This window comes from Thermocatellispora tengchongensis, assembly GCF_014202315.1.
In the GTDB taxonomy this organism is placed as follows: Bacteria; Actinomycetota; Actinomycetes; order Streptosporangiales; family Streptosporangiaceae; genus Thermocatellispora; species Thermocatellispora tengchongensis.
Genome location: NZ_JACHGN010000028.1, coordinates 44,541 through 71,067 on the forward strand (window position 1 = coordinate 44,541; position 26,527 = coordinate 71,067).

16 protein-coding genes are annotated in these 26,527 nt (G+C 75.2%); 11 read left to right on the forward strand and 5 right to left on the reverse strand.

What is annotated here, in order from left to right; translation table 11 throughout:
• The first annotated feature begins 21 nt into the window (after positions 1-21).
• The 7 genes from HNP84_RS43990 to HNP84_RS44020 all read left to right on the forward strand — a co-directional run bounded on the left by HNP84_RS43990 (position 22) and on the right by HNP84_RS44020 (position 15,207).
• Positions 22-6,378, forward strand: coding sequence for a type I polyketide synthase (locus HNP84_RS43990; protein ID WP_221337523.1), 6,357 nt, complete (start codon positions 22-24; stop codon positions 6,376-6,378).
• Positions 6,375-8,456, forward strand: a complete 2,082-nt coding sequence (locus HNP84_RS43995) for a beta-hydroxydecanoyl-ACP dehydratase (protein WP_185056055.1) — start codon at positions 6,375-6,377, stop codon at positions 8,454-8,456. The genes HNP84_RS43990 and HNP84_RS43995 overlap by 4 nt, the downstream gene beginning before the upstream one ends.
• Entirely contained in the window at positions 8,453-10,024 is a 1,572-nt protein-coding gene (locus HNP84_RS44000) for a PfaD family polyunsaturated fatty acid/polyketide biosynthesis protein (RefSeq protein WP_185056056.1), read from the forward strand. Before HNP84_RS43995 ends, HNP84_RS44000 begins: the two co-directional genes overlap by 4 nt.
• Positions 10,025-10,605: 581 nt before the next feature.
• The gene (gene accD / locus HNP84_RS44005) at positions 10,606-12,306 is read left to right on the forward strand and encodes an acetyl-CoA carboxylase, carboxyltransferase subunit beta (RefSeq protein WP_312927044.1); all 1,701 of its coding nucleotides are present in this window, start codon (positions 10,606-10,608) and stop codon (positions 12,304-12,306) included.
• Complete coding sequence (locus HNP84_RS44010; protein WP_221337524.1) at positions 12,303-12,902, forward strand: acetyl-CoA carboxylase biotin carboxyl carrier protein; 600 nt, start codon at positions 12,303-12,305, stop codon at positions 12,900-12,902. Before accD ends, HNP84_RS44010 begins: the two co-directional genes overlap by 4 nt.
• Positions 12,902-14,257 (forward strand): acetyl-CoA carboxylase biotin carboxylase subunit, encoded by a 1,356-nt coding sequence (accC, locus tag HNP84_RS44015; protein ID WP_221337525.1) that lies wholly within the window; start codon positions 12,902-12,904, stop codon positions 14,255-14,257. The genes HNP84_RS44010 and accC overlap by 1 nt, the downstream gene beginning before the upstream one ends.
• On the forward strand, positions 14,254-15,207 hold the full coding sequence (locus HNP84_RS44020) for a PDR/VanB family oxidoreductase (protein WP_185056059.1): 954 nt from the start codon (positions 14,254-14,256) through the stop codon (positions 15,205-15,207). The genes accC and HNP84_RS44020 overlap by 4 nt, the downstream gene beginning before the upstream one ends.
• A gap of 10 nt (positions 15,208-15,217) precedes the next feature.
• Here HNP84_RS44020 and HNP84_RS44025 read toward each other — a convergent pair whose 3' ends face one another.
• The 3 genes from HNP84_RS44025 to HNP84_RS54325 all read right to left on the reverse strand — a co-directional run bounded on the left by HNP84_RS44025 (position 15,218) and on the right by HNP84_RS54325 (position 18,905).
• A complete protein-coding gene (locus HNP84_RS44025) occupies positions 15,218-16,171 on the reverse strand; it encodes a hypothetical protein (RefSeq protein ID WP_185056060.1) in 954 nt (317 codons plus the stop codon).
• 96 nt (positions 16,172-16,267) lie between these two features.
• Positions 16,268-18,364 (reverse strand): AfsR/SARP family transcriptional regulator, encoded by a 2,097-nt coding sequence (locus tag HNP84_RS44030; protein WP_185056061.1) that lies wholly within the window; start codon positions 18,362-18,364, stop codon positions 16,268-16,270.
• 199 nt (positions 18,365-18,563) lie between these two features.
• The gene (locus HNP84_RS54325) at positions 18,564-18,905 is read right to left on the reverse strand and encodes a DUF8836 family protein (RefSeq protein WP_246519417.1); all 342 of its coding nucleotides are present in this window, start codon (positions 18,903-18,905) and stop codon (positions 18,564-18,566) included.
• Positions 18,906-19,017: 112 nt separating this feature from the next.
• Between HNP84_RS54325 and HNP84_RS44040 the strand changes: the two genes are divergently transcribed.
• Positions 19,018-19,848 carry a PIG-L family deacetylase gene (locus HNP84_RS44040; protein ID WP_185056062.1) on the forward strand — a complete coding sequence of 277 codons (831 nt, stop codon included), beginning with the start codon at positions 19,018-19,020 and terminating at the stop codon, positions 19,846-19,848.
• Between the two features lie 799 nt (positions 19,849-20,647).
• Here HNP84_RS44040 and HNP84_RS44045 read toward each other — a convergent pair.
• Entirely contained in the window at positions 20,648-22,669 is a 2,022-nt protein-coding gene (locus HNP84_RS44045; protein WP_185056063.1) for a serine/threonine-protein kinase, read from the reverse strand.
• A gap of 70 nt (positions 22,670-22,739) precedes the next feature.
• The gene (locus tag HNP84_RS44050; protein WP_185056064.1) at positions 22,740-23,078 is read right to left on the reverse strand and encodes a luciferase family protein; all 339 of its coding nucleotides are present in this window, start codon (positions 23,076-23,078) and stop codon (positions 22,740-22,742) included.
• A gap of 322 nt (positions 23,079-23,400) precedes the next feature.
• On the opposite strand from HNP84_RS44050, the gene HNP84_RS44055 reads away from it, so the two are divergent.
• Genes HNP84_RS44055 through HNP84_RS44065 form a run of 3 tightly spaced genes read left to right on the forward strand, consistent with a single transcriptional unit; the run spans position 23,401 to position 26,518 of the window.
• Entirely contained in the window at positions 23,401-24,513 is a 1,113-nt protein-coding gene (locus HNP84_RS44055) for a glycosyltransferase (protein WP_185056065.1), read from the forward strand.
• Positions 24,510-25,388, forward strand: coding sequence for an SGNH/GDSL hydrolase family protein (locus HNP84_RS44060; RefSeq protein ID WP_185056066.1), 879 nt, complete (start codon positions 24,510-24,512; stop codon positions 25,386-25,388). Before HNP84_RS44055 ends, HNP84_RS44060 begins: the two co-directional genes overlap by 4 nt.
• Positions 25,385-26,518 (forward strand): glycosyltransferase family 4 protein, encoded by a 1,134-nt coding sequence (locus HNP84_RS44065; protein WP_185056067.1) that lies wholly within the window; start codon positions 25,385-25,387, stop codon positions 26,516-26,518. Before HNP84_RS44060 ends, HNP84_RS44065 begins: the two co-directional genes overlap by 4 nt.
• Positions 26,519-26,527 lie beyond the last annotated feature (9 nt).

The window sequence follows — 26,527 nt, forward strand, 5'->3', positions numbered from 1 at the left end:
GCCGGCAAAGGAAGGACCCAAGTGGACCAGGACTATCAGGGGGGTCACGACGTGGCGGCGCGCAACCCGATCGCCATCGTGGGCGTGGCCGGTCTGTTCCCGATGGCGCGGACCTACCGCGACTTCTGGCAGAACGTCGTCGACGCGGCCGACTGCATCGAGGACGTGCCCGCCTCCCGGTGGCGGATCGAGGACTACTACGACCCCGACCCCGGCGCCCCCGACAAGACCTACTGCACCCGCGGCGGCTTCGTGCCCGATGTCGAGTTCAGCCCGCTGGAGTGGGGCCTGCCGCCGAACCAGCTCGAAGTCACCACGGTCGTGCAGATGCTCAGCCTGATGGTGGCCAGGGACCTGCTCGCCGACGCGGGCGCCACCGGTTCGAGCTGGTACGACCCCGCCCGCACCGGCGTGGTGCTGGGCGTGGCCGGCCCGACCACGCTCGCCCACCCGCTGGCCGCCCGGCTCAGCACCCCGGTGCTGAAGGCCGTGGTGCGCTCGTGCGGCCTGAGCGAGCAGGACGCCGAGGAGATCGCCGCCCGCTACGTCGAGGCGTTCCCGCCGTGGGAGGAGAACTCCTTCCCGGGGCTGCTCGGCAACGTGATCGCCGGCCGGGTGGCCAACCGGCTCGACCTCGGCGGCATGAACATGACCGTGGACGCCGCCTGCGCCAGCAGCCTCTCGGCGGTGCACATCGCGGTGAACGAGCTGATCTCCGGCCGCGCCGACATGATGATCACCGGCGGCTGCGACACGGAGAACTCCATCTTCGGCTACATGTGCTTCAGTAAGACGCAGGCGCTCTCGCGCTCCGGCCGCATCCGCCCGTTCGACGACGACGCCGACGGCACGCTGGTCGGCGAGGGCATCGGCATGCTCGCGCTCAAGCGCCTCGCCGACGCCGAACGCGACGGCGACCGCGTGTACGCCGTGATCCGCGGCATCGGCGCCTCCAGCGACGGCCGCTACAAGAGCATCTACGCGCCCCGGGCGGAGGGACAGGCGCTCGCGCTGCGCCGCGCGTACCAGGACGCCGGTGTCTCGCCCGCCTCGATCGGCCTGTTCGAGGCCCACGCGACCGGTACGCGCGTCGGCGACCGGACCGAGCTGACCGCGCTGGACGAGCTGCTGCGCGAGGCCACGAGCGAGAAGCGGTTCGCCGCGATCGGCAGCGTGAAGTCGCAGATCGGGCACACCAAGGGCGCCGCCGGCGCCGCCGGGCTGATCAAGCTGGCGCTCTCGCTCTACCACAAGACCCTGCCCCCGACGATCAACGTCGAGCGCCCGAACACCACCGTGGACTTCGCCAACGCCGGCTTCTACATCAACGCCACCACCCGCCCGTGGATCGCCGACCCGCGCCGCCCGGTGCGCCGGGCCGCCGCCTCGGCGATGGGCTTCGGCGGCACGAACTTCCACGTGGTGGTGGAGGAGGCGAGCGCCGACCGGGCCGCGATCCGCACCCACCACCGCACCGCCAAGGCGTACGTGTGGCACGCCCCCGACCCGGAGGCACTGCTCGGCCTGCTCCGCTCCGGCGCCGAGCCCGCGTCCGGCCCGATCCCGCAGGACCACGCCCGCATCGGCTTCGCCGCCGCCGGGGACGAGGACGCGCTGCTGGCCGTGGCCATCGAACGGCTCGCCGCCGACCGGGAGTCGCCGGCGTGGTCGCACCCGGCCGGGGTCCACTACCGCCGCCGCGCGGTCGCCGGTCTGAAGGTCGGCGCCCTGTTCGCCGGTCAGGGCAGCCAGTACGTCGACATGGGCCTGACCACCGTGCTGAACAACCCCCTGGTCGGCACGGCCTTCGACGAGGCCAACGCCGCCTTCGCGGGCGCGGAGCGCACCCTGGCCGAGGTCGTCTACCCGCCCGCGTCCTTCGACGGCGAGACCCGCGCCGACCGCGAGTCGGTGCTGCGCCGCACCGAGTACGCCCAGCCCGGCATCGGCGCGCTGTCCGCCGGGCAGTACCGGTTCCTGACCGCCCTCGGCCTGGAGTGCGCGGCCTTCCTCGGCCACAGCTTCGGCGAGCTGACCGCGCTGTGGGCGGCCGGATCGCTCGGCGACGACGCCTTCTTCGCCCTGGCGCGGGCGCGCGGCCAGGCCATGGAGTCGCCGCCCGGCGAGGTGGACGCGGGCACGATGCTCGCCGTCGAGGCCGGGCCCGAGGCCGTCGCCGAGCTGCTGCGCGACCACCCCGAGGTGTCCATCTGCAACCACAACGCCCCCGACCAGGTCGTGGTGGGCGGCGCGACCCTCGCCGTGGTCGAGGTGGCCGCGACGTGCAAGCGGCGGGGCATCGAGGCCCGTCCGCTGCCGGTGGCCGCCGCCTTCCACACCGAGCGCGTCGGGCACGCGGTCGCCGCCTTCCGCGAGGCCCTGGCCGAAGTGGACGTACGCGCGCCGCGCGCCCCCGTCTTCGCCAACACCGCCGGCGCCGCGTACGGCGACGACATCGAGGCCAACCGCGACACCCTGGCCGAGCAACTGCGCCGGCCGGTCGAGTTCGTGGCCGGGCTGCGCGCGATGCGCGACGCCGGGTGCAACGTCCTGGTCGAGTTCGGCCCTCGGCAGACCCTCTCCCGCCTCGCCGCCCGCACCCTGGGCGAGGACCCCGAGGCGGGGGGCGTACTCGCGATCCCGTGTGACCTCGGCCCCAAGGTGGACGGCGACCTGGCGCTCCGGCGCGCCGCGGTGCGGCTCGCGGTGGCGGGCGCGCCGGTGAGCGACATCAACCGCTTCGACGCGCCCCCGCTGCCCGAGACGCCCGCCACCGGCATGACCGTCACGCTGAACGGCCGCGACTACGTGCCGCCCGCCCGCCAGGCCGCCGCCGAGGCCGCCCTGGACGGCTCCTACCAGGTCCACACGACCGCGCCCGCGGCGGCCCCCGTCCCGTACGCGCCGCCCGCGGCGGCCCCCGTCCCGTACGCGCCCCCGGCTCCGGCCCCGGAGCCTTCCACCCCCTTCGGCGACATCGCGGCCCGGCACCTCGACCTGCACACCCGCTACGTCGAGGGCCAGCTCCGCGTGGCCGACGGCCTGGTGGACGCCCTGCGCCGCGGCGACGGCACCACCCCGCAGGCCGCCATCGAGGCCATCACCGGCCAGAGCCTGGCCATCGGCGACGCCCACGTCCGCGTCAACCAGATCCTCGCCTCCCTGGCCGAACTCGAACTCACCGGCCGCGCCACGGGCACGGACCCCACCGCCACGCTCACCCTCCCCGGCACCCCGGTCGGCCTCGACACGCCGCCCGGCGCGATCGGGACCGGAAACGGGGCCCCGGCCGGCGCGATCGGCGCCGCCGATGCGAACGGGGCGGGTGCCCAGGGCGCGCTCGGCACGTTGCCGCCGATCGCCGCCCCGCCCACCACTCCCGCCGACACCCCGTCCGTCACTTCCTCCGGCCCGAACCCGCAGGAGGTGTCCGCCGCCCTGCTGTCGATCGTCGCCGAGAAGACGGGTTACCCCGCCGATCTGGTGGATGTGTCGATGGATCTTGAGGCGGATCTGGGGGTGGATTCGATCAAGCGGGTGCAGATTCTGGGGGCGTTGCGTGATGCGTTCCCGGGTCTGCCGGTGGTGGCTCCGGAGCAGCTCGGTGAGCTGCACACCCTGACCGACGTCGTCGCGTTCGTGACGGCCGAGGAGGCCGCCGAGGGAACCGCCCCCGCCTCTGCCTCCTCCGGCCCGAATCCGGACGAGGTGTCGGCCGCCCTGCTGTCGATCGTCGCGGAGAAGACGGGTTATCCGGCTGATCTGGTGGATGTGTCGATGGATCTTGAGGCGGATCTGGGGGTGGATTCGATCAAGCGGGTGCAGATTCTGGGGGCGTTGCGTGATGCGTTCCCGGGTCTGCCGGTGGTGGCTCCGGAGCAGCTCGGTGAGCTGCACACCCTCGCCGACGTCATCGCCTTCGTGACCGGCGGCACGGGCGCTCCCGTGGAGACCCGGGAGGTTTCCGGCTCCCGGATCGGCCGGGCGCGGCTGGAGCTGGTGCCGCTGCCCGATGTGGACGAGCTGCGCGACGCGTACGCGGCCGAGCCGGTCGCGTTCGTCGCCGGGCCCGACCCCGACGGCTACGCCGACGCCCTCGAAGGCGCGGGGTGGCGGGTCGTGCGGGCCGGCGCCGACCTGGCCGCGTGGGGCGCGGAAGAGGGCGCCCCCGCCCCGCTGCCCGAGCGGATCGACCTGTGCCTGGCGGTCCTGCCCTCGGGCGGCGACTGGGACGCCAACGTACGCACCCTCGCCGGCGTCCTGTTCCTCGCCCAGCGCACCGCGCCCGTGCTCGCCGCCACGGCGGGCCGGCACGGCGCGCGGGCCGCGTTCGTCACGGTGACCCGGCTCGACGGCGCGCTGGGCCACCGTGGCGACGCGGACCCGGCGGACGCGCTGCTGGGCGGCGTCGCCGGGCTGGTCAAGACGCTCCGCCACGAGGAGCCCGCGATCTTCGCCCGCGCGCTCGACCTCGCGCCCGCGCTGCCCGACGCCGCCGCCCGGCTCCTGGCCGAGCTGGCGGACGCGGACGCCGGCACCGCCGAGGTCGGCGTGGACGCCGACGGCCGCCGCCGGACCACCGCGTTCGCAGCGCAGGAGGACGAGGCCGAGACCGAGGCGGGCTCGCCCGACATCGCGGACGACGACGTGATCGTGGTCACCGGCGGGGCGAGGGGCGTGACGGCCGCCTGCGTGCGCGCGCTGGCCGCCGCCTCCGGGCGCGGGGAGTTCCTGCTGCTCGGCCGCACCGAGGCCGGCGAGCCGCCCGCCTGGGCCGCCGGGCTCCCGCAGGACGAGCTGAAGGCCCGCCTGATCGAGCACATGCGCGCCGAGACCGCCGAGATCACCCCGCGCGAGGTCGATCGGCGGTTCCGGGAGCTGCTGGCCCGGCGGGAGATCGCCGAGACGCTGGAGGCGGTCGCCGCCACCGGCGCGCGGGCCCGCTACATCCCGGTGGACGTCACCGACCCCGCCGCCGTCCGCGCCGCCCTGGCCGAGCACGCCCCGCGCGTGACCGGCGTGGTGCACGGCGCGGGCGCGCTCGCGGACGCCCGACTGGCGGACAAGACGCCCGCCGCCGTGCGTACCGTGCTCGGGCCCAAGCTGGACGGGCTGCGCGCGGTGCTGGACGCGCTCGACGCCGGGGAGCGGCTGCGCCACCTGGTGCTGTTCGCCTCGGTGGCCGGTGTGTACGGCAACGCCGGGCAGGCCGACTACGCGATGGCCAACCAGGCGCTCGGCAGGCTGGCCGCGTCCTGGAAGCGGAACGTCCCCGCGAGCCGGGTCACGGCCATCGACTGGGGCGCCTGGGACGGCGGCATGGTCACCCCCGAGCTGCGCGAGGTGTTCCGGGCGCGCGGCGTCGCGCTGCTGCCGCAGGAGACCGGGGCCGCGATGTTCGCCGCGCAGTTCGGCCCGTCGCGCCGCGACGACGTGGAGGTGCTGGCCGGCCCGGCCGAGGCCCTGGCGGGCGCCCCCGCCGTACGGCCGAGCCCGGCGCTGGCCGCCCGCCGCGACCTGTCCGGCCTGGGCGAGGAGCCGGTCATCGACGCCCACCGCATCGGCGAGCACCCGGTGCTGCCCGCCTCGGCCGCGCTCGGCTGGCTGGCCGGCACGCTGGAGCGGGCGAACCCGGGCCTGCGCGTGGTCGAGGTGCGCCGGTTCGACGTGCAGTCCGGCGTCGTGGTGGACGGCGAGCAGGAGCGGCGGCCGTACTGGGTCACCGCCGAGCCCGGCGCGCTCGACGCGGACGGCCGGCTGGTGATCGATGCGGCGATCGTCTCCGGGCTCGACGGCGCGCGGCGCTCGCACTACCGGGGCACCTTCGCGCTGGCCGCCGGCACGGCGCCCGCGCCCTCGCCGCTGCGCCTGCCCCCCACCGGGCAGGGGCCGGAGAACGGGCTGCGCGCGTACGCCGACGCCGACCTGTTCCACGGCCCGGTGCTCCAGGGCGTGCGCAGGCTGCTCGAACGCGAGCCGCGCAGACTGGTCGCCGAGTGCCGCATCGCCGATGAGCCGCTGGCACGCGGCGCGTACGCGGCGGCGCTGCACAGCCCGGTCCTCGCGGACGTGGTGCTCCAGGCGGCGGCCGTGCTGGGCGTGTGGTTCCTGGACGCGGGCTGCCTGCCGCTGGCGGTCGCCCGCTGGGAGTACTTCGCCCCGCTGCCCGCCGACGCGCCGTACGTCACCGTGGTCGAGAACCTGCGCGAGACGCCCATGACCGTCACCGTGGACGTCACCGTCTGCGCCGAGGACGGCAGCGTGCTCCAGCGCCTCACCGGCGTCACGGTGGTCGCCACCCCCGACATGCGGGCCAAGTTCGCCCAGGCGGTACGCGACCGCGAGGCGGGCGCCGTGAGCATGGAGGCGGCCCGATGACCGCGACGTACGACGACGAGCTGCTCGGCTTCGACGGCGAGGCGTTCGACCCGCTGCTCCCGGCCGCCGTGCCGACGCCCCCCGCCGCCCTCGCGCTCCTCCCCGGCACCGCCACGACGGCCGTCGCCCCCGCGCCCCTCCCCGGGGGCGCGGACCCGGCCGCGCGGCTGGCCCGCCGGATCAGGGAGAGCGTGGTGGCCGCGCACGCCTCGGCGCTCGCCGCCCAGGAGGCGCTGCAGCGCCTCGGCCTGGCCCGCCTGGGCGGGCCCCCGCTGCCCGCGCCCCAGACCCCGCACCAAACCCCGACCCCAGCCCCGGCCCCGCCACAGCACCGTGTGGTGCGGGAGCTGCCCGAGCCGGCCACCACCGAGGGCGCGTTCAAGCCCCTCGCCCGTACGCCCGTCGCCCGCCTCACCGCCGCCGACCTGAACCGGCTGCGGGCCGGGGACATCGCCGGAGTGTTCGGCCCGGCCTACGACCAGCGCGGCGACAACCCCGAGATCCGCCTCGCCGCGGCCGGGGACGGCGCGCTCACCGAGGTGACGCGCATCGCCCGGCGTACCGGGCGGTGGAACCACGGCGTGCTGACCGGACGCTGCGCGCTCACCGGCCCCGGCGGGGTGACGCGGGCGGTCGAGCAGGCCGCCCAGGTGCTCGCGCTCTACCTCGGCCTGCACCTGTGCTTCGCCGACGCCGCGTTCACCACCGACCCCGGGGACACCGAACTCGACGGCGCGATGCCGGAGGACTGCGAGCTGTCGGCGGACATCTCCGCCGTGGACATGATCCCGCGCCCGTGGCTCACCGTGGAGGCCGAGCTGCGGGCCGGGGAGCGGGTCGTGGCCCGCGTGCACGGGCTGCGGGTCGAGGTGCGGGAGCGGCCGGGCGTGCCGATCGGGCCGGAGGAGGGCGGCATCGTGCCGCGCTTCCTCGGCCGCCGCAACGCCGAGGGCGAGCCCGCCATGCTGGGCGAGTTCCACATGATCCACAGCTCGCGCGGGGACCTCGCGGTGACGCTGGGCCCCGAGTTCGCCCGGACCAACGGCCGCCGCGCCACCCGGATGCCCTGCGAGGGCCTGAGGCTGTGCGACCGGCTGATGCGGGTCGAGGGCGCGCGGCACGAACTGGGCGGCGGGGCGAAGGGCTGGTCGGAGTACGACGCGCACGCCGACTCCTGGTACTTCCTGGAGTCGGCCAACGCCTCCATGCCCAACGTGATCTACATGGAGACCTCGCTGCAGTCGGCGCTGCTGCTCGGCTACTACCTGGGAGCCACGCTCACCGACCCGGGCGAGGACTACAGCCTGCGCAACCTCGACGGCACCGCGACCGTGCTGCGCGAGGTGGACCTGCGCGACAAGACGATCAAGCAGACGTCCGAGCTGCTGAGCACCAGCGTGCTCAGCGGGGCGGTGCTGCAGAGCTTCGCCTACGAGCTCAGCGTGGACGGCGAGCCGTTCTACCGCGGCGAGTCGCTGTTCGGGTTCTTCAACGAGCAGGCCCTGGCCAACCAGACCGGCCTGGACGGCGGCGCGTACGTGCCGACGTGGCTGGAGCGCCAGGACCCCCGGCCGCAGGTGCGGGTGATCGAGGCCGGGCGGCGCGCCCCCGGCGGCCCCCGCGCCGCGACCGGGCACATGCGGCTGCTGGACGAGGTGCAGGTCGTGGACGGCGGCGGCGAGTACGGCCGCGGCTACCTGCGCGCCGTGCGCCCGATCGCCGAGTCCGACTGGTACTTCCGCCGCCACTTCCACCTCGACCCGGTCATGCCCGGCTCGCTCGGCGTCGAGGCGGTGATCCAGGCCATGCAGGAGTGGCTGGTGGACTCGGGCCTGGGCGACCACCTGGCCGCGCCGGAGTTCGTGCTGCCGGCCGGGCTGCCGATGACGTGGCGGTACCGGGGCCAGATCCTGGCCGCCGACCGCGAGATGACGCTCGACGTGCACATCAAGGACGTGGTGCGCGAGGAGGACCGGGTGCGCGTGGTCGCCGACGCGAACGTGTGGAAGCCCGGCCTGCGGATCTACCACATCCAGGACGTGGGCGTGGAGCTGCGCGAAGGAGACGTGAGGTCATGACGGTCCTCGAAGCCGCCGGCCGGCTCGCCCGCACCGCGGAGGAGGTGTACGCGGTCCTCGCCGACCTCGACCGGCCGGTGTACGTCGTCGAGCGCGACGGGGCCACCGGGCTCACCGGCGACGAGCGGATCGCCCGCGCGCCGGGCGGGCGGGTCCTCGCCGCCGCGCCGCCGACCGGGCCCGACCGGCTGGGGTCGGCGGAGTTCCGGCGCGACCACGGGGTGCGGCAGGCGTACATGTCGGGGGCGATGGCCAACGGCATCGCCTCCGAGCGGCTGGTCGTGGCCATGGCGCGGGCCGGGTACCTGGCCTCGTACGGCGCGGCGTCGTCGGTGCCGGACGCGGTGGACGCGGCGCTGGCCGCGATCAGCAGGCAGGTGGGCGGCGCGCCGTACGCGTGCAACCTGATCCACAGCCCCAGCGAGCCCGCGCTGGAGCGCTCCACCGTGGACCTGTGCCTGCGGCACCGGGTGCCGTGCGTCGAGGCGTCGGCGTTCCTGGACCTGACCCCGCAGATCGTGCGCTACCGGGCGAGCGGGCTGACCCGCGCCGCCGACGGGTCGGTGCGGGCCGGGCACCGCGTGATCGCCAAGGTGTCGCGGGCCGAGGTCGCCGAGCGGTTCATCCGGCCCGCCCCGGAGCCGATCCTGCGCGAGCTGGTCGCGGCGGGCGACATCACCGCCGAGCAGGCGGAACTCGCGCGCTCGGCGCCGATGGCCGACGACATCACCGCCGAGGCCGACTCCGGCGGGCACACCGACCGCCGCCCGCTCACGGTGCTGCTGGGCGAACTGCTGCGCGTACGCGACGGGCTCCAGGCCGAGCTGCGCTACCCGCGCCTGGTCCGGGTCGGCGCGGCGGGCGGCATCGGCACCCCGGACGCCGCCTTCGCCGCGTTCGCGCTCGGCGCGGCGTACGTCGTCACCGGCTCGATCAACCAGGCGGCGGTGGAGTCCGGGCAGTCGGAGCCGGTCAAGCGCCTGCTCGCGGGGGCGGGGGTGGCCGACTGCGAGATGGCCCCGTCCTCGGACATGTTCGAGATGGGCGTGGACGTGCAGGTGCTCAAGCGCGGCACCATGTTCCCCGGCCGGGCCAAGAAGCTGTACGAGCTGTACCGCCGCTACGACGGCATCGACGCGATCCCGCCGGCCCAGCGCGCCGAGCTGGAGGAGAAGATCTTCCGCCGCCCGCTCGCCGACGTGTGGGCCGACACGGTGGCCTACTTCCGCGAGCGCGACCCGGCCCAGATCGAGCGCGCCGAGGGCGACGAGAAACGGCGCATGGCCCTGGTGTTCCGCTGGTACCTGGGCCTGTCGTCGCGGTGGAGCATGTCCGGCGACCCGGGCCGGGCCCCCGACTACCAGATCTGGTGCGGCCCCGCGATGGGCGCGTTCAACGCCTGGGCGGCAGGCACGTATCTGGCCCCGGTGGAGAACCGCGAGGTGGCCGGCATCGCCGCGCACATCATGCGCGGCGCGGCCTTCACCGGCCGCGTCGCCACCCTCCGCTTCGCCGGCGTACGCCTGCCCTCCCGAGCCACCGCCTACCGCCCCGCCCCGGCCGCCTGAGCCTCAAAGGAGAACCACCCGTGCCCGAAAACACCATCCCCGACCCCACCCCACCCACCCCCTCGCCTCCCCACCCCAGAACCACGCCCCCCACCCCGGGCACACCGCCTGGTGCGGCCCCGACCGCCCCCGCACAGCGCCCCACCGCCCCCGCCCCACGCGACACCGCCACGCCGGCCGTCCCGATCGGCCCGATCGGCCAGGTCGGCCCGATCGGCCCGATCGGCCCGGTCGCGGATGGGCCCGGCGGCGAGGTCCCGAGCGGACCGGCCGGTGCCGTCCGGCAGGAGGCCGCCACTGGTGTCCCGCACGGCGCGGTCACCGGCGGCCCGGGTGCGCCGACCGGCCCGGTCCCGGGTGGGCCGACCGGTGCGGTCACCGGCGTGCCGGGTGGACCGGCTGGTGCCGTCCGGCAGAACGCCACCGGTGCTGTCCCGGAGGGCGCTGCCGCCGGAATCTCGCGCGGCACTCCCGGCGGTTCCATCTCCCTCTCGCCCTCTGCGCCCCCTTCGGGGGACGTGGCTTCCCCCCTCTCCTCCGGGAGGGGGGCGAACGGGGGTGGTGCCTTTTCGGGGGCCTCTGTGGCGAATGGGGAGAAGCGGTCAGAGTGGGTGCTGTGCCGTGGGTGTGGGGAGATGGTCTACGGGCGGCGGTTCGCGCGTGAGGCGAAGGTTTGCCCTGGTTGTGGGTTTCATGCGCCCATGGGGGCCCGGGAGCGGATCGCGCATCTGCTGGACGACGGGTCGGTGCGGGAGTTGGACTTCCGTGTGCCCGACGCCGACCCGCTGGAGTTCGTGGACACCGAGCCCTACCCCGAACGGCTACGGCGGGCTCGGGCGCGTACCGGGCTCGATGAGGCCGTGGTGTGCGCCCGGGGCCGGATCGAGGGGCATCCCGTCATCGTCGCGGTGATGGACTTCCGGTTCTTCGGCGGGAGCCTGGGCGCGGCCGTGGGGGAGGCCATCACGCTCGCGGCCGAGACCGCGCTGCGCGAGCGCACCCCGCTGGTCATGGTGACCGCCTCGGGCGGCGCCCGGATGCAGGAGGGGGTGATCTCGCTGATGCAGATGGCCAAGACCAGCCAGGCGCTGGCGCAGCTCGACGAGGCGGGCATCCTCACCGTCACCGTGGTGACCGACCCGACGTTCGGCGGTGTGGCCGCCTCCTTCGCCACCCTGGGCGACGTGATCATCGCCGAGCCGGGGGCGCGGCTGGGCTTCGCCGGGCCGCGGGTGATCGAGCAGACGATCAGGGAGAAGCTGCCCGAGGGGTTCCAGACCGCGGAGTTCCTGCTCGACCACGGCATCGTCGATGCGATCAGGCCGCGGGGCGAGCTGCGTACGACGCTGGCGCGGCTGCTCGCGGTGGCCACCCGCAGCGCCCGCGCCGAGCGGCCGGAGGCCGAGGAGGGGCCCGCGCCGGTCGGCGATCCGGCCGAGCTGCCCGACCTGGACCCCTGGACCGCGGTACGCGCGGCGCGGCGGCTCGGGCGGCCGACGACGCTCGACTACATCGGCATGCTGGTCCACGGGTTCGTCGAGCTGCACGGCGACCGGCGCGGCGCCGACTGCGCGGCCCTGGTCGGCGGGCTCGGCTACCTGGACGACATCCCCGTGGTCGCCATCGGCACCCAGAAGGGGCGTACGGCCGCCGAGCTGGCCAAGCGGAACTTCGGCATGCCGACCCCGGCCGGCTACCGCAAGGCCGCCCGGCTGATGCGGCTCGCGGCCAAGCTGGGGCTGCCGGTGGTGACGTTCATCGACACCGCGGGCGCGTACCCCGGCCTGGAGGCCGAGCGCGACGGCCAGGCGGTCGCCATCGCGGAGAACCTGCGGCTGATGGCCAGCCTGCCGGTGCCGACCGTGGCCGTGGTGACCGGCGAGGGCGGCAGCGGGGGAGCGCTGGCGCTCGCGGTCGCCAACCGGGTGCTGATGTGCGCCAACGCGGTGTACTCGGTGATCAGCCCGGAGGGCTGCGCGGCGATCCTGTGGCAGGACCCCCAGGCCGCGCCGCGGGCCGCGGAGGCCCTGCGCGTGGACGCCCGGCACCTGCTGGAACTCGGCGTGATCGACGGCGTCGTGCCGGAGCCGCCCGGCGGCGCCGACACCGACCACGCGGGCGCGGCGGCGGCCATGCGCCGGGCGCTGACCGCCACGCTGCGCGAGCTGATGCCCATGGACGCGATGAACCTGGTGCTGGACCGGCACGCCAGGTTCCGCAGGTTCGGCTCGGCTTCGCCGGACACGGTGAAGCCGGTGGTGAAGGAGAGGAAGCCGGCGTGACCATCGCATCGGAGAACGCGGAGCGGGTGCTGCTCGCGCTGCGCGACAACGCCGTGGCCCTGGCCACCCAGACCCCGCGCCCGCCGACGTGGATCAGGGTCGCCTCGGGCGACGCGGCCGTGGAGCTGTCCTGGTCCCCGGAAGCCGGGAATGGGGCTGGGGCTGGGTATGACGGGGACTCCTCTGGGGCCGGGCATGCTGGGGACTCCTCTGGGGCCGGGCATGCCGGGGACGCCTCTGGGGGTGTGCGCGGGGGTGATGGCGCCTCCGATGCCGCCGGCGGCGCCGGTGTCGTGAGTGACGTTGGTGATGGTGACGTCGGTGGCCCCGATGGTGGCGATGCGGCGGTGGCGCACATCGGGGCGCCCACGGTGGGTGTGTTCTACCGGGCGCCGGAGCCGGGGGCCGAGCCGTTCGTGGCCGTGGGTGACACCGTGGCGGCGGGGCAGCAGGTGGGGATCGTCGAGGCGATGAAGCTGATGATCCCGGTGCAGGCCGAGCGGGCGGGCCGCGTGGTGGAGGTGCTGGTCGAGGACGCGACCCAGGTCGAGTACGGGGAGCCGCTGATCGCGTACGTGCCGGTGGGCGGGCCGTGATGCGGACGGTCCTGATCGCCAACCGGGGTGAGATCGCGCTGCGTGTGGCGCGTACGTGCCGCCGGCTGGGCATCCGTACGGTGGCCGTCTACTCCACCGCCGACCGCGACTCCGCCGTGGTGCGGTTCGCCGACGAGGCCGTGCACATCGGGCCCGCGCCGGCCAAGGGCAGCTACCTGAACATCCCGGCGATCATCGAGGCGGCGCGGCGTACCGGGGCCGACGCGATCCACCCCGGGTACGGCTTCCTTTCGGAGAACCCCGACTTCGCCGAGGTGTGCGAGGACGAGGGGATCGTGTTCGTCGGGCCGCCCGCCGAGGTGATGCACCGGCTCGGTGACAAGGCGGTGGCCCGGTCCATGATGGTCGAGGCCGGGCTGCCGCTGCTGCCGGGCAGCACCAGCGCGGTGGAGCACGAGGGCGCGGCCCGCGAGCTGGCCGCCTCGATCGGCTACCCGGTCATCATCAAGGCGGTGGCGGGCGGCGGCGGGCGCGGCATGCGGATCGTGCGCGAGCCGGAGGAGCTGGCGGCGGCGTACCGCGAGACGCGGGCGAACGCGCAGGCCGTCTTCGGCGACGGGCGGGTCTACGTGGAGCGCTACCTGGAGTCGGCGCGGCACGTGGAGATCCAGGTGCTCGCCGACCGGCACGGCACGGCCGTGCACCTGGGCGCGCGCGACTGCTCGGTGCAGCGGCGGCACCAGAAGCTGGTGGAGGAGTCGCCCGCGCCGGCGCTCGACCCGAAGATCGTCGCGGACATGGGCGACGCCGCCGTACGGGCCGCGCTCGCGGCCGGGTACGTCGGCGCGGGCACCTTCGAGTTCCTGGTGGACCCGGAGGGGCGGTTCTCCTTCATGGAGGTGAACTGCCGGCTCCAGGTGGAGCACCCGGTGACCGAGATGGTGACCGGACTGGACCTGGTGGCCGAGCAGTTGCGCGTCGCGGCCGGGGAGCCGCTGGGGTACGGCCAGGACGACGTGGTCACGCGGGGGTGGGCGATCGAGTGCCGGATCAACGCCGAGGACCCGGCGCGCGGGTTCACCCCCACGCCCGGCGAGCTGGCCGAGTTCGTGCCGCCGGGCGGGCCGTTCGTGCGGGTGGACACGCACGCCCACTCCGGCTACCGGGTGCCGGCCGCGTACGACTCGCTGCTGGCCAAGGTGGTGGTCTGGGCGCCGGATCGGGAGGCGGCCATCGGCCGGATGCGTACGGCGCTGGGCGAGACCGTGGTGCGCGGGCCCGGCATGGCGAGCACGGCCGGCTTCCTGGGCGAGGTGCTGGACCACCCCCGGTTCCGGGCCGCGACGCATGACACCAGGCTGGTCGGCGAGATGCTCGGCGGTGATGCGGCGTGAGCGAGGCGGAGCTGAAGCTGTTCCTGCACCGGCGCGAGGCGGTCGCCGACGGGGTGGCGCTGCTGGACCTGCGCGCGCCGGGCGGCGGGACGCTGCCGCCGTGGGAGCCGGGCGCGCACGTCGATCTGGTGCTGGGCGGCGGGCTGGTGCGGCAGTACTCGTTGTGCGGCGACCCGGCCGACCGTGACCGGTACCTGGTCGCCGTGCTGCGCGAGCCGGCGGGGCGCGGCGGGTCGGCGTACGTGCACGACCGGATGGCGCCGGGGCAGGCCGTGCCGGTGCGCGGCCCGCGCAACCACTTCCCGCTGGTGCCGGCCGAGCGCTACCTGTTCCTGGCGGGCGGCATCGGGATCACGCCGCTGGTCCCGATGCTCGCCGCCGTCACCGAGCGCGGCGCGCCCTGGCGGCTGGTGTACGGCGGGCGTACGCGCAGGTCCATGGCGTTCCTGCCGGAGCTGGTAGACCGCTACGGGGACAGGGTGGTGGTGTGCCCGCAGGACGAGACCGGCCTGCTCGACCTGGAGGCCGAGCTGGGCGTGCCGCGGCCGGGCACCGCGGTGTACTGCTGCGGGCCGGAGCCGCTGCTCGCCGCAGCCGAGCGGGTCTGCGCGGCGGCGGGCTGGCCGCCGGACGCGCTCCGCGTCGAGCGGTTCGCGCCCCGGCCGGACGCCGGCGCGCCGCGTACCGCCTTCGATGTGGAGCTGGCCGCCACCGGCCGGACGCTGCGCGTCCCGGCGGACCGTTCGATCCTGGACGTCCTGGGCGAGGCCGGGGTGGCGGTGATGTCCTCCTGCGAGGAGGGCACCTGCGGCACCTGCGAGACGGCCGTGCTCGCGGGGGAGCCGGATCACCGCGACAGCGTGCTCAGCGAGCGTGAGCGAGCCTCCGGCCGGACCCTGATGATCTGCGTCTCACGGGCGCGGGGCGACCGCCTGGTGCTGGACCTGTGACCACTCGTGACTACTCGGCGAGCGCGCCGCAGCGGAAGCCGGACTCGCGGTCCGGGTCGAGCCGGATGTCGCCGAGGTTCGTGGTCTCTATCGGACGGCGGAAGGTCTCCCGCTTGTCGCAGTCGTACAGGATGTACGTGCCGTCGCTCTCGCCGAGCAGCATCATCCAGCGCCCGTCGTACAGCGGCTTGTCGTCCTCGGCGTTCTTCACGATCGTCCACTGGTCCTGGAAGCCGACGAGATTGAGCAGCAGGCTGGCCTGACCGGTGTCGCGCACCTCGATGGCGTGCTGGGTCAGGGACAGCATCAGCACGAAGCCGAGTCCGATGCCGGTCAGGGCGCCGGTGAGCACCTTGATTCCGGCGCGGCCGACCGGCTTGCGGCGCATCAGCCGGAACGGCACCAGGAAGGCCAGCACGCCCAGGCCGACCGCGATGGAGGTCATCAGCCCCACGGTCAGGTCGGTGACGATGCTGACCAGGCCCCAGTACGTCGCGCCGCACCACAGCGCGGCCAGGGCGGCGGCCACCCAGGGCCGGGCGCGTATCCACTGCACCAGCCGCCCGGCCGCGCCGAGGGTCGCCTTGTCGATCAGCCAGCCCAGGCCGACCAGGATGCCGAGGACCGGCACGAGCGCCAGCAGGAGCAGGATCAGTGTGCCCATGAGCCGGCCCAGGAGCACCGCCTGATCGATGCCGGCCTGCTGGGGGTTGATGCCGAACGTCCAGTAGAGCTCTCCCACGGCCAGGTACAGCACCGCGTACAGTCCGACGGCGATCGGCACCACGACCGAGCCGATGCGTTCGAGCATGCCCACGACGCCGATGTCCTCGCCGGCCGGTGCGGCCTCGGCCGCGGGGGTGCCGGGGACATTGGGGGTGTCCGGAGTGTCCGGGGTGTCCGGGGTATCGGGGGTATCGGCAGCCGGAGCGGCAGGCCGCTCCGGCAATGTCTCCTGACTCATGGGCGGCGAGCGTAGCGAGGTCACGTCGACGCGCTGTTGACACCGTTGCTGTATGGCCGGTGCAGTGCGTCGGATCGGCGGCGGATCGGCGGCGGATCAGCCGGTCGCCGGCGTCACCTCGGGCTCGGGGGAGGGCCCGTGGGTCTTGGCGGGGCGCCATTCGCGCAGGATGAGGCCGCGCAGGCGGCGTGCGGTCGCCTCAGGCAGGTCGTCCACCTGGTCGAGCACGGCCAGGATGTCGGAGCGGGAGTCGGCGGGCCACGGGCGGGTGCCGCGCGCCGGCGTGTAGGTCATGGTGGCGGGGAGCGCGCCGCCGGGGGTGGGGCCGCCCGGTGTCGGGCCCTGCAGCGGAAGGGCCGAGCGTACGGCGGCCTCGGCGTTGGTCAGGTAGAACCGGACCAGGCGCTGCAAGGCCGCGTGGCAGGCGTCGGGACCGTCGTCGGCCCAGGCGGTGCAGCGGGCGTAGACCTTGACGATGCCCAGGTAGAAGTATCTGCCCGAGGGGGCGGCCTCCAGCAGGTGCGCGTCGGTCAGGGCCTCCAGCAGGGCGCGGGCCCGCGGAGGGGTCACGTTGAGCAGGGCCGCGACGGCCGGCACCGTGAGGTAGGTCCAGTCGGGCACCGCCGCGAGCCGGAACGCCAGGGCCTGCTCCTCGGTCAGCGACCGCATCGCCCGGCGGAACGTGCGCGCCAGCACGGTGCAGTCGGGGCCCAGGTGGGTCAGCCCGCGCAGCTCCTCCCGGCTCACGGCCTCGATCTGGGCGACCGTCCACAGCGGGCGCGTGGTCATCCGGGCCGCCGCGAGGCGCAGCGCCAGCGGGTGGTGCGAGCACAGGGCGGCGAGCCGGATCGCGGCGTCGCGCTCGCGCAGCACGCGCTCGCGGCCCGCCTCGATGGCCAGCAGCTCCAGCGACTCCTCCGGCGACAGCGGCGTCAGGTTGACCCACTGGACGCTGGGCAGCTCCACCATGCGGCGGTTGCTGGTCAGGATCGCCGCGCTCCCCTGTGTCGCGGGCAGCAGGTGGCGCACCTGCTCGGGGTCGCCGGCGTCGTCGAGGAAGACGAGCACCTTGCGCCCGGACAGCACCGAGCGCCAGCAGGCCGCCCGCTCGTGCAGGGTGGTGGGCAGGCGGTCGCCGGTCACGCCGTAGCTGCTCAGGAACGCGCCCAGCACGTCGTACGCGTCCACGGGCTCGCTGTGCGAGCCGCGCATGTCGGCGTACACCTGGCCGTCGGGGAACATGCTCCGTACGGAGTGCGCCGCCTGGATCGCGATGGCGGTCTTGCCCATGCCGCTCAGCCCGGTCACCCCGACGATCGCGGCCCGGCCGGTGCCGCCGAGCCGGTCGATGATCGAGCCCAGCTCCGCGGTGCGGCCCACGAAGTGCGCGGACGCGGCGGGGATCGAGGCGGGCGTGAGCACGGCGTCCGCGGGCGACTGCGGCCGGGCGGCGGCCTGCGGCGGGCCGAGCAGCTCGGGGTCGGCGCGCAGGATGCGCTCGTGCAGCGTGCGCAGGCCGGGGCCGGGGTCGATGCCCAGCTCGTCGCCCAGCTTGCGGCGTACGTCGTCGAAGGCCGCAAGCGCCTCGGCCTGCCGCCCGGAACGATACAAGGCGAGCATCAGCAGCTCGCGCAGGCTCTCGCGCAGCGGGTCGGCGGAGACCGCGTCGGTCAGCTCCCCGATCACCTCCGAGTGCCGGCCCAGGTCGAGGTCCGCGGCCAGCCGCTCCTCAAGGATGGTGAGCTTGAACCGGTCCAGCTCGGCGCGCTGCTGGTCCACGTACCAGCCGTGCGCGCCGGCCAGGGGGCGGCCGGTCCAGCAGGCCAGCGCCTCGCCGAGCAGCTTGGCGAGGTGCCCGGTGTCGCCGCGCTCGCGGGCCTCGCGGGCCAGCGCGACGTGCCGGCGCGAGGACCACAGGTCAACGGTGACGTTCTCGGCGGGCAGCGCGTAGCCGCCGCCGGACGACACCACCACCTCACCGCCCGCCTTGGGGTGCGCGAGCGCCCGGCGTATCCGGTAGATGTACGTACGCGCCGTGGCCTGCGCCCCCTTGGGTGTCGCCTCCCCCCACAGCGCGTCGATGATCTCATCCAGCGATACCGGCCGGCCTTCCCGCAACAACAGCAGCGCCAGAGTCGCCCGTTGTTGTGGTGAGCCGGTGTCCAGTTCCAGCCCGTCGCGCCAGGCGCGCACAGGGCCGAGAATCGCGAACCGTAGTCCCGAAAGCACAGGCGTCCTTCCCCCGTCGCCGCTACAGGAGTAGTAAAGACGGTTATGCCCGTCTGTGTAGGTAAAAATACCGGTACAGGGTTATGCGACCTGGTCAGACGCGATAAAAGGCGGGTTTCCGTCGCTGAACGGAGGCCGGACCTTGCGTGGTTTGCGGCGTCCATTACCCCGCGACGTGGTCATTCTCCGTGCCGTCGCGTTCCGGCAGCTCTCGGTGCTCGGTCATGCGAGCCCGGCTCATGTTCCGCGCGCGTTCGCGCGCCTCGTCGGCCCGCTCGTCCTCCGTCGGGGGCCGCGGGGCGGGGTGCTCGACGAGCGCGAGCAGGCGGCTGGACATGAACCGGGCCGTGCGCACCGGCGTGCCGCTGCGGGTCACCTCGGCGACCTCCACCACGCCGCGGCCGATCGTCACCTCGACCCGCCGCCCGGCCCTGGTGGCGACCACCTCGTACGTACGGGTGGTGTCGCCCGCGTCCACGACGATCTCGACCCTGTCGCCCTTCATGAGGTGTTCGCCTCCTCACTTGACGAATGCCCCGATTGTCCGTGCGCTACTCGCGGTGGTTTGCGGTTGAATGCGGGGAGAAGTGGCCGAAGAACCTACGGGGGACCCACAGATGGACGCAGAGGCGACGGACGCACCGCTGACGATCATGGCCGTGCACGCCCATCCCGACGACGAGGTGATCGGCACGGGCGGCATCCTCGCCCGCTACGCCGCCGAGGGAATCCGCACCGTCCTGGTGACCTGCACCAACGGCGAGCAGGGCGACGGCCCGGGCGGAGTCAAGCCCGGCGACGAGGGCCACGACGCCGAGCAGGTGGCCGAGCGCCGCCTCGGCGAACTGCGCGAGTCGGTCGCCCACCTGGGCATCACCCACCTCGAACTGCTCGGCTACCGCGACTCCGGCATGGACGGCTGGGACACCAACCAGCACGAGGCCGCGTTCTGGAACGTGCCGCTCGACCAGGCCACCGCCCGCCTGGCCGCCCTCATGGAGCGCTACCGCCCGCAGGTCGTGGTCACCTACGACGAGAACGGCGGCTACGGCCACCCCGACCACATCCAGGCCCACCGCATCGCCAAGGCCGCGACCGAGGCCACCGGCATCCCGGACAAGCTCTACTACACCGCCGTGCCCCGCAGCCGGGTCCGGGAGATGTTCCGCCAGATGCGCGAGATGGGCATCGACGTGGGCGGCGAGCTGCCCGACGACTTCGGCACCCCCGACGAGCTGATCACCACGGTCGTGGACGTCTCACCCCACGTCGAGGCCAAGATCAAGGCCCTGCGCGCCCACGAGAGCCAGGGCGAGAACATCTTCCTCCTGCGCCTCCCCGACGACGTGCAGCACGCCGCCTTCTCCCACGAGGTCTTCATCCGCCACTGGAGCCGCATCGACGCCCCCACCCCCGAGGACGACCTGTTCGCGGGCCTGCGCGCCTGATGGCGCACGGCTGAGGCGCTTGAGGCGGGCGCGCTGACCGTCGTGGGGGGACCGGCCGCGGCGTGGCCGTGAATCTTCACCGGATCCGCACACGATCGTCCGGGGTTCTGCACGGGCGCTGCCTATCGTCGCCTTCGTGACGGCCTTCCTGGAAGAGGCGCTGCGTGAGGAGGACCGCACGGCGCGGCGGATCCGGTCGTGGTTCGCGCTGCTGTTCATGCTCATGGTCACGCCGCCCCTGCTGGTCATGGGCATGCACCGCGGCTGGTTCGCCTCCACCTTCGCGGTCTTCACCCTGGTCCTGGACGTGGTCGCGTACGGCGTGGCGCTGCTGCTGTACCTGCCCGCGCTGCTGGCGGTGGTGCTGGAGCGGCGGGTCGTGGCCACGCTGCTGGCCTTCGCCCTGGTGGTCACGGGCATCGGCGGCACGATCACCCTGCAGTACTCCCTGGACATCCGGGTGCGGGCCAGGTTCGCGGTGGAGCACCCCGCCTTCGCCGCCGCCGCCCGCCTCGCCCGGGAAGGCGCCCTGCCCGGCCTGCACGACTACGCCGGCGCCAGGCTGCCGGGCCACCTGTGCTTCGTCGCGGCGGACTGCCGGATCTCCGTGATCGGCCACGCCCGGCAGGGGCCGGTGCTGTTCCTGGTGGACTGGATGGGCTGGCCCGACGACGCGATCGGCTACGCGCAGTTCCCCGGCGAGCCGCCCCCGGGCGGGATCTACGACGGGTTCGGGCTGATCATCTGCCCGCGCATCCGCCTCGGCGGCGGCTGGTGGTGGCTGGACGCCTGCCCGGCCTCAGCCGGGCGGGGCGCGCAGGCTCCACACCCGGACCGTCTCGTCACGGCTGCCGGTGATGGCGACGGAGGTGCCGGCGAGGTCGGCGAGCGCGACCGACCACAGGCAGTCGGAGTGGCCGGACAGGGGCTCGCCGATCCGGCGGGCGGTGCGCAGGTTCCACACCCGGCCCGCGCCGCCCTCGTCGCCGGTCAGGGCGACCGGGACGCCCTCCAGGTCGCCGAACGCGACCGACCATACCGGCCCGGTGTGGCCGGTCAGCGGGGCGCCGGCCTGCTTGCGCGTGCGCAGGTCCCACACCCGCGCGGTGCCGTCCTCGCCGCCGGTGACGGCGACCGGGGCGCCGTCCAGCTCGCCCAGGGCGACTGACCTGACCCAGCCTCGGTGCCCGGTCATGGGGGCGCCGAGCTGCTCGCGCGTGCGCAGGTCCCACACGCGTACGGTGGCGTCGTCGCCGGTGGTGACCGCGATCGGCACGCCGTCCAGCGAGCCGGCCGCCACCGCCCACACCGTGCCCTCGTGCCCGCTCAGCGGCGCGCCCGACTGCCTGCGGGTGCGCAGGTCCCACACCCGGGCCGTGCCGTCGGCGCCCCCGGTGACCGCCACCGGCGTGCCGTCCACCACCCCGGTCGCCACCGCCTTCACATCCGCGCGGTGCCCGGTCAGCGGCGCGCCCAGCGTCTCCAGCGTGCGCAGGTTCCAGATCCGGGCCGTGTCGTCGTCGGACGCGGTGACCGCGACCGGCGTGCCGTCCAGGTCGGTGACCGCCACCCCGCGCACCCACTCGGTGTGGCCGGTCAGCGGCACCAGCCGCTCGCGCCCCGTGGCCAGGTCCCACACGCGCGCGGTCTCGTCGTCGGCGCCGGTCACCATGACGGCCATGCCGTCCACGGTGCCGGTGGCGATGGCCCGCACGTCGTTGGAGTGCGCGAGCAGCGGGTCGTACACCAGGCTCCCGTACGGCGGGGCGGACGCCGGCGAGGTGGCCGTCGCCCCGCCGCCGCGCCCTCCGGGCGGCGAGGGCCACAGGGCCACCGCCGTCACGACCGCCGCGACCGCCACGGCCAGCCCGGCCGCCACCAGGCCGCGCCGCCGTCCGCGCCGCGCGCCCGCACCGGTCACGGGGAGCGTGCTCGCGGTGGGCGGTGGGGTCGTGGGCGGCTGCGGGGGTGTGCTCGGCGGCTGCGGGGGCGGGGCGGGGGGTGTGCTCGGGGGCGGGGTGGCGGCGGTGAGGGTGTCCAGGACGGTGGTGATCGGCGGGCGGGAGGCCGGGTCCTTGGCCAGGCAGCGGGCCAGGATCGGGCGTAACGCGCCGGGCACGCCGGACAGGTCGGGGTCGCGGGTGGCGACGGCGTGCAGCAGGGCGGGCAGGGTGTCGCCGTGGAAGGCGCGGTGGCCGGTGGCGGCGTAGACGATGGTGCCGGCCCAGCTGAAGACGTCGGCGGCGGGGCCGCCGGGGTCGCCGCTGAACTGCTCGGGGGCCATGTACGCCGGCGTGCCGACCGTGCCCGTGCTGGTCGCGGTCAGCTCGGCGGGGCGCGACAGGCCGAAGTCGATCACGACCGGGCCTTCGGGGCCGATGATGACGTTGCCGGGCTTGAAGTCGCGGTGCACGATGCCGGCGCGGTGGATGGCGGCCAGGGCGGTGGCGGTCGTCACCGCCAGGCGGGCCAGGGAGCCGCCCGTGCGCGGGCCCTCGGCGCGCACCACCTCCTCCAGCGACGCGCCCCGGACGTACTCGCTGACGATGTACGGCCGGTCGTCGTAGGCGCCCATGTCGAGCACCCGGGCCGTACAGAAGATCGCGACCTGGCGGGCGACCTCGGCCTCGCGCATGAACCGCCTGCGCGCGGTGGGGTCGCCGGTGAAGCGGGCGTGCAGCAGCTTGATCGCGACGTCCTCGCCCGAGGGGGAGCGGCCGAGGTAGACCACGCCCTGCCCGCCCACGCCGAGGACCCCGGTCACCTCGTAGCCGCCCACCTGGCGGGGATCTGCCGCGTTGAGCGGGCGAAGCGTCGGCAAGGTCCACCTTCTTCGACGGCCTGAGAACTGCGTCGGCGGCTCTTCGATGATAAGCCGCGCGCCGCGCCGGCTAGGAGTTGACCATGATCGCCACGCTGACGAGCGAGAGCAGCAGCTCGGCGTCGGCCTGGCCGTCGAGCCGGATCGGCACCCAGCCGGGCTCGGGCGAGGAAGCGGTGAGCCAGGAGGGCGGCAGGAGCGGGACGAGGCGGTCGAGCACCGGGCCGGACAGCCGCAGGTACGCCACGCCGCGGCCGGTCAGACGCAGGACCGGCCCGCCCCGGCTGGAAAAGACGATCATGCGGCGGGTACGCCGGAAGGTCAGGTCGGGCCAGGAGCTCAGCTCGGCCGCGACCCGCATCGGATAGTGCGCCTCGTGCTCGCGCAGGGCGCTCGGTGGCGGGGCCACACCTGCATGCTGCCGAACGGTTCCACTGCGTACGCACGATGTTCCGCAACTGTTATCCGCCGCCGTGCGCGTCCGGAAGGGTTCGCGTCTCGGTCACGTCGCGTTCCCGGGGTGGGAAACCGGCCGCCGGACGATCGGGGGGAGAAGTGAACCTTCTTCAACCGCCCTCTTCCCACAGGTGGGAAGGTCGCCCGGCGCGTGATCCCGGTGACCTGGCACGACCCTTGCCGGTGCCTCGGATCTCGGCCCGCTTCCCACCTCTGAGCGGGCGGATGAGGTTGACAGGGGTTCAGCGGCACACGGCACTGGTTCGGGGCGGCGAATGAGGATCGTACGGCTGGCCAACTTCGTCGCGCCGCGTTCGGGCGGGTTGCGCACCGCCCTGCGGCACCTGGGCGAGGGGTACGCCGCGGCCGGGCACGAGCCCGTGCTGGTCGTGCCCGGCCCCGCCCCCGCGGACGAGGACACCCCGCAGGGCCGGGTGATCACGGTGCCGGGGCCGGTGGTGCCCTGGACCGGCGGCTACCGGGTGATGACCGGGCGCCGCTCGCTCGCCCGGCTGCTCGACCGGCTGGAGCCCGACCGGCTGGAGGTCTCCGACCGCACCACGCTGCGCTGGACGGGCGCCTGGGCCCGGCGGCGCGGCGTCGGCACGATGATGGTCTCGCACGAGAGCCTGGCGGGCCTGCTGCGCCTGGTCCGGCCGCGCGTGCTGCCCACGCGGCACCTGGCCGACCGGCTCAACCGGGCCACGGCGGCGTCGTACGACGTGGTGGCCTGTACCACGGAGTGGGCCGCGGCCGAGTTCCGCCGGCTGAAGGCGCCCAACCTGGTCCGCCTGCCCCTGGGCGTGGACCTGGAGGTGTTCTCCCTCTCCCGGTACGACCCCGCGCTCCGCGCCGAGCTGGACGCCGGCCCCGGCGTGGCGCTGCTGGTCCACTGCGGCCGGTTGTCGGTGGAGAAGCGGCCCGCCCGCTCCGTCGAGGCGCTGGCCGAGCTGCGCCGCAGAGGCGTGCCGGCCGTGCTCGCCGTGGCGGGCGACGGCCCGCTGCGCCCCGCCCTGGAGGCCCGCGCGGCCGGCCTGCCGGTGCGGTTCCTGGGCCACATCGCCGACCGCGCCGAGCTGGCGCGGCTGCTGGCCGGCGCGGACCTCGCCTTCGCGCCCGGCCCGGTGGAGACGTTCGGGCTGGCCGCGCTGGAGGCCCTGGCCTGCGGCACCCCCGTCGTGGCCTGCCGGGACAGCGCGCTGCCCGAGGTCCTGGGCGATGCCGGCCTGGCGGTGCCCGACGACCCCGCCGCCTACGCCGACGCGGCCGAGCGGGTGCTCGCGCTCCCGGAGCCCGCCCGCCGCGCCGCCGCCCGCGCCCGCGCCGAGTGCTTCGGCTGGTCGCGGGCGGTGCACGCCTTCCTCCGCGCCCACGGCGCCGCCACATGAGCGCCGCGGCGGCCCCGGTGCTGGTCACGCTCGGGGACTCGGTGACGCTCGGGATCGGCGACCCGGAGCCGGGCGGCGGCTGGCGGGGGTGGGCGCCCATGCTCGCGGGCGCGCTGGCGGCCCCCGGCGGCGGCGCGGTGGAGCTGCACAACCTGGCCGTGTCCGGCGCCCTGGTCCGGGACGTGCTCGGCGTGCAGTTGCCGCGGGCCGTGGGGCTGCGCCCGGCGCTGGCCACCGTGCTGGTCGGGGTGAACGACACGCTGCGCGGCCGGTTCGACCTGGCGGGCGCGGCGGACGGGCTGGACCGGGTGATCGTCGGGCTGCGGGAGGCGGGGGCGCTGGTGCTGACCTGCACGCTGCCCGACCCCGGCCTGATGCTCGGCGTGCCGGAGGTGGTGCGCCGGCCGCTCGCGCACCGGATGCGCGCGCTGAACGGCGTGCTGGAGTGCCTGGCGCTGCGCCACGGCACGGTGCACGTGGACCTGGCCCGGCACCCCGCCCTGTACGACCGGAGCATGTGGGGCGTGGACCGGCTGCACCCCGGCGAGCGCGGGCACCGGCTGCTGGCCCGGCTGTTCGCGACCGCGTTCGCCGAGCACGGGGTGCCGTTGCGCGCGCTGCCGGACCCGGAGCCCGATCGGCCGCCCGCCGGCGCGTGGGCCGGGGCCCGCTGGATGGCCACGAAGGGCACGGGCTGGCTGTGGCGGCGCTCCCGCGACCTGCTGCCCGACCTGGCCCGGCTGGTGCTGGCCGAGTGGCGCCACCGCGTACGGCCCGGCGGCCCGGCTCCGGATGGCGGGCTGCGCCGGGAACTGGCCGCGCTGCTGTGCGCCGCGTGCGCGGCACGCCAGGGGTTGGGGGTCGTGGAGCCATGAGGGTCGCGGTCGTCGCCGAGTCGTTCCTGCCCAGCGTGAACGGCGTGACCAACTCGGTGTGCCGGGTGCTGGACCATCTCGCCGAGCGCGGCCACGAGGCGGCGGTGGTGGCGCCGGGACCGGGGCCGGAGACGTACGCGGGGTTCCCGGTGCGGCTGGTGCGCTCGTTCTCGCCGCCGTTCTACCGCTCGCTGCGGATCGGGACCGCGGCCGGCCGGGCGGTCACGGCGGCGCTGCGCGAGTTCGGCCCGGACGTCGTGCATCTCGCCTCCCCGGCGGTGCTCGGCGCGGCGGGAGCGGCGGCGGCCCGGCGGCTGGGCGTGCCGTCCGTCGCGGTCTTCCAGACCGACCTGGCCGGGTTCGCCCGCCGCTACGGGCTGCGCGGCGCGGATCGGCTGATCTGGTCCTGGCTGCGGCACGTGCACCGGCACACGGCCCGCACGCTGGCGCCGTCCACCGCCACCCTGGACGAGCTGGCGCGGCGCGGCATCCCCCGGCTCAGCCTGTGGCGCCGGGGCGTGGACCTGGACCGTTTCCACCCCGGGCACCGCTCCGAGCCGCTGCGCCGCGAACTGGCCCCGGACGGCGAGGTCATCGTCGGGTACGTCGGCCGGCTCGCCACCGAGAAGCGCGTGCACCTGCTCGGCGGGCTGGCCGGGCTGCCGGGTGTGCGAGTCGTGATCGTGGGCGATGGCCCGGCCGCCCCGCGCCTGCGCCGGGCGCTCCCCGAGGCGGTGTTCTGCGGCATGCGCACCGGCGCGGAGCTGTCGGCCCTGGTCGCCTCCTTCGACGTGTTCGTCAACACGGGCAAGAACGAGACGTTCTGCCAGGCGGTGCAGGAGGCGCTGGCCTCCGGGGTGCCGGTGGTGGCCGCGGCGGCGGGCGGCCCGCTGGACCTGGTCCGCCCCGGCCGCAACGGGCTGCTCTTCCCGGCGGACGACGCGTCGGCGCTGCGCGCCGCCGTGGCCGCCCTGGCCGCCGACCCGGACACGCGGGCCGCGATGGGCGCGTACGCCCGCCGCTCGGTGCTCGGCCGCGACTGGGCGGCGGTCTGCGGCGAACTGCTCGGGCACTACGAGGACTGCTTCCGGTCGCCGGAGTCCTCCGCGCGCCGCATGACGCGGCTCTGACCGCGCCTG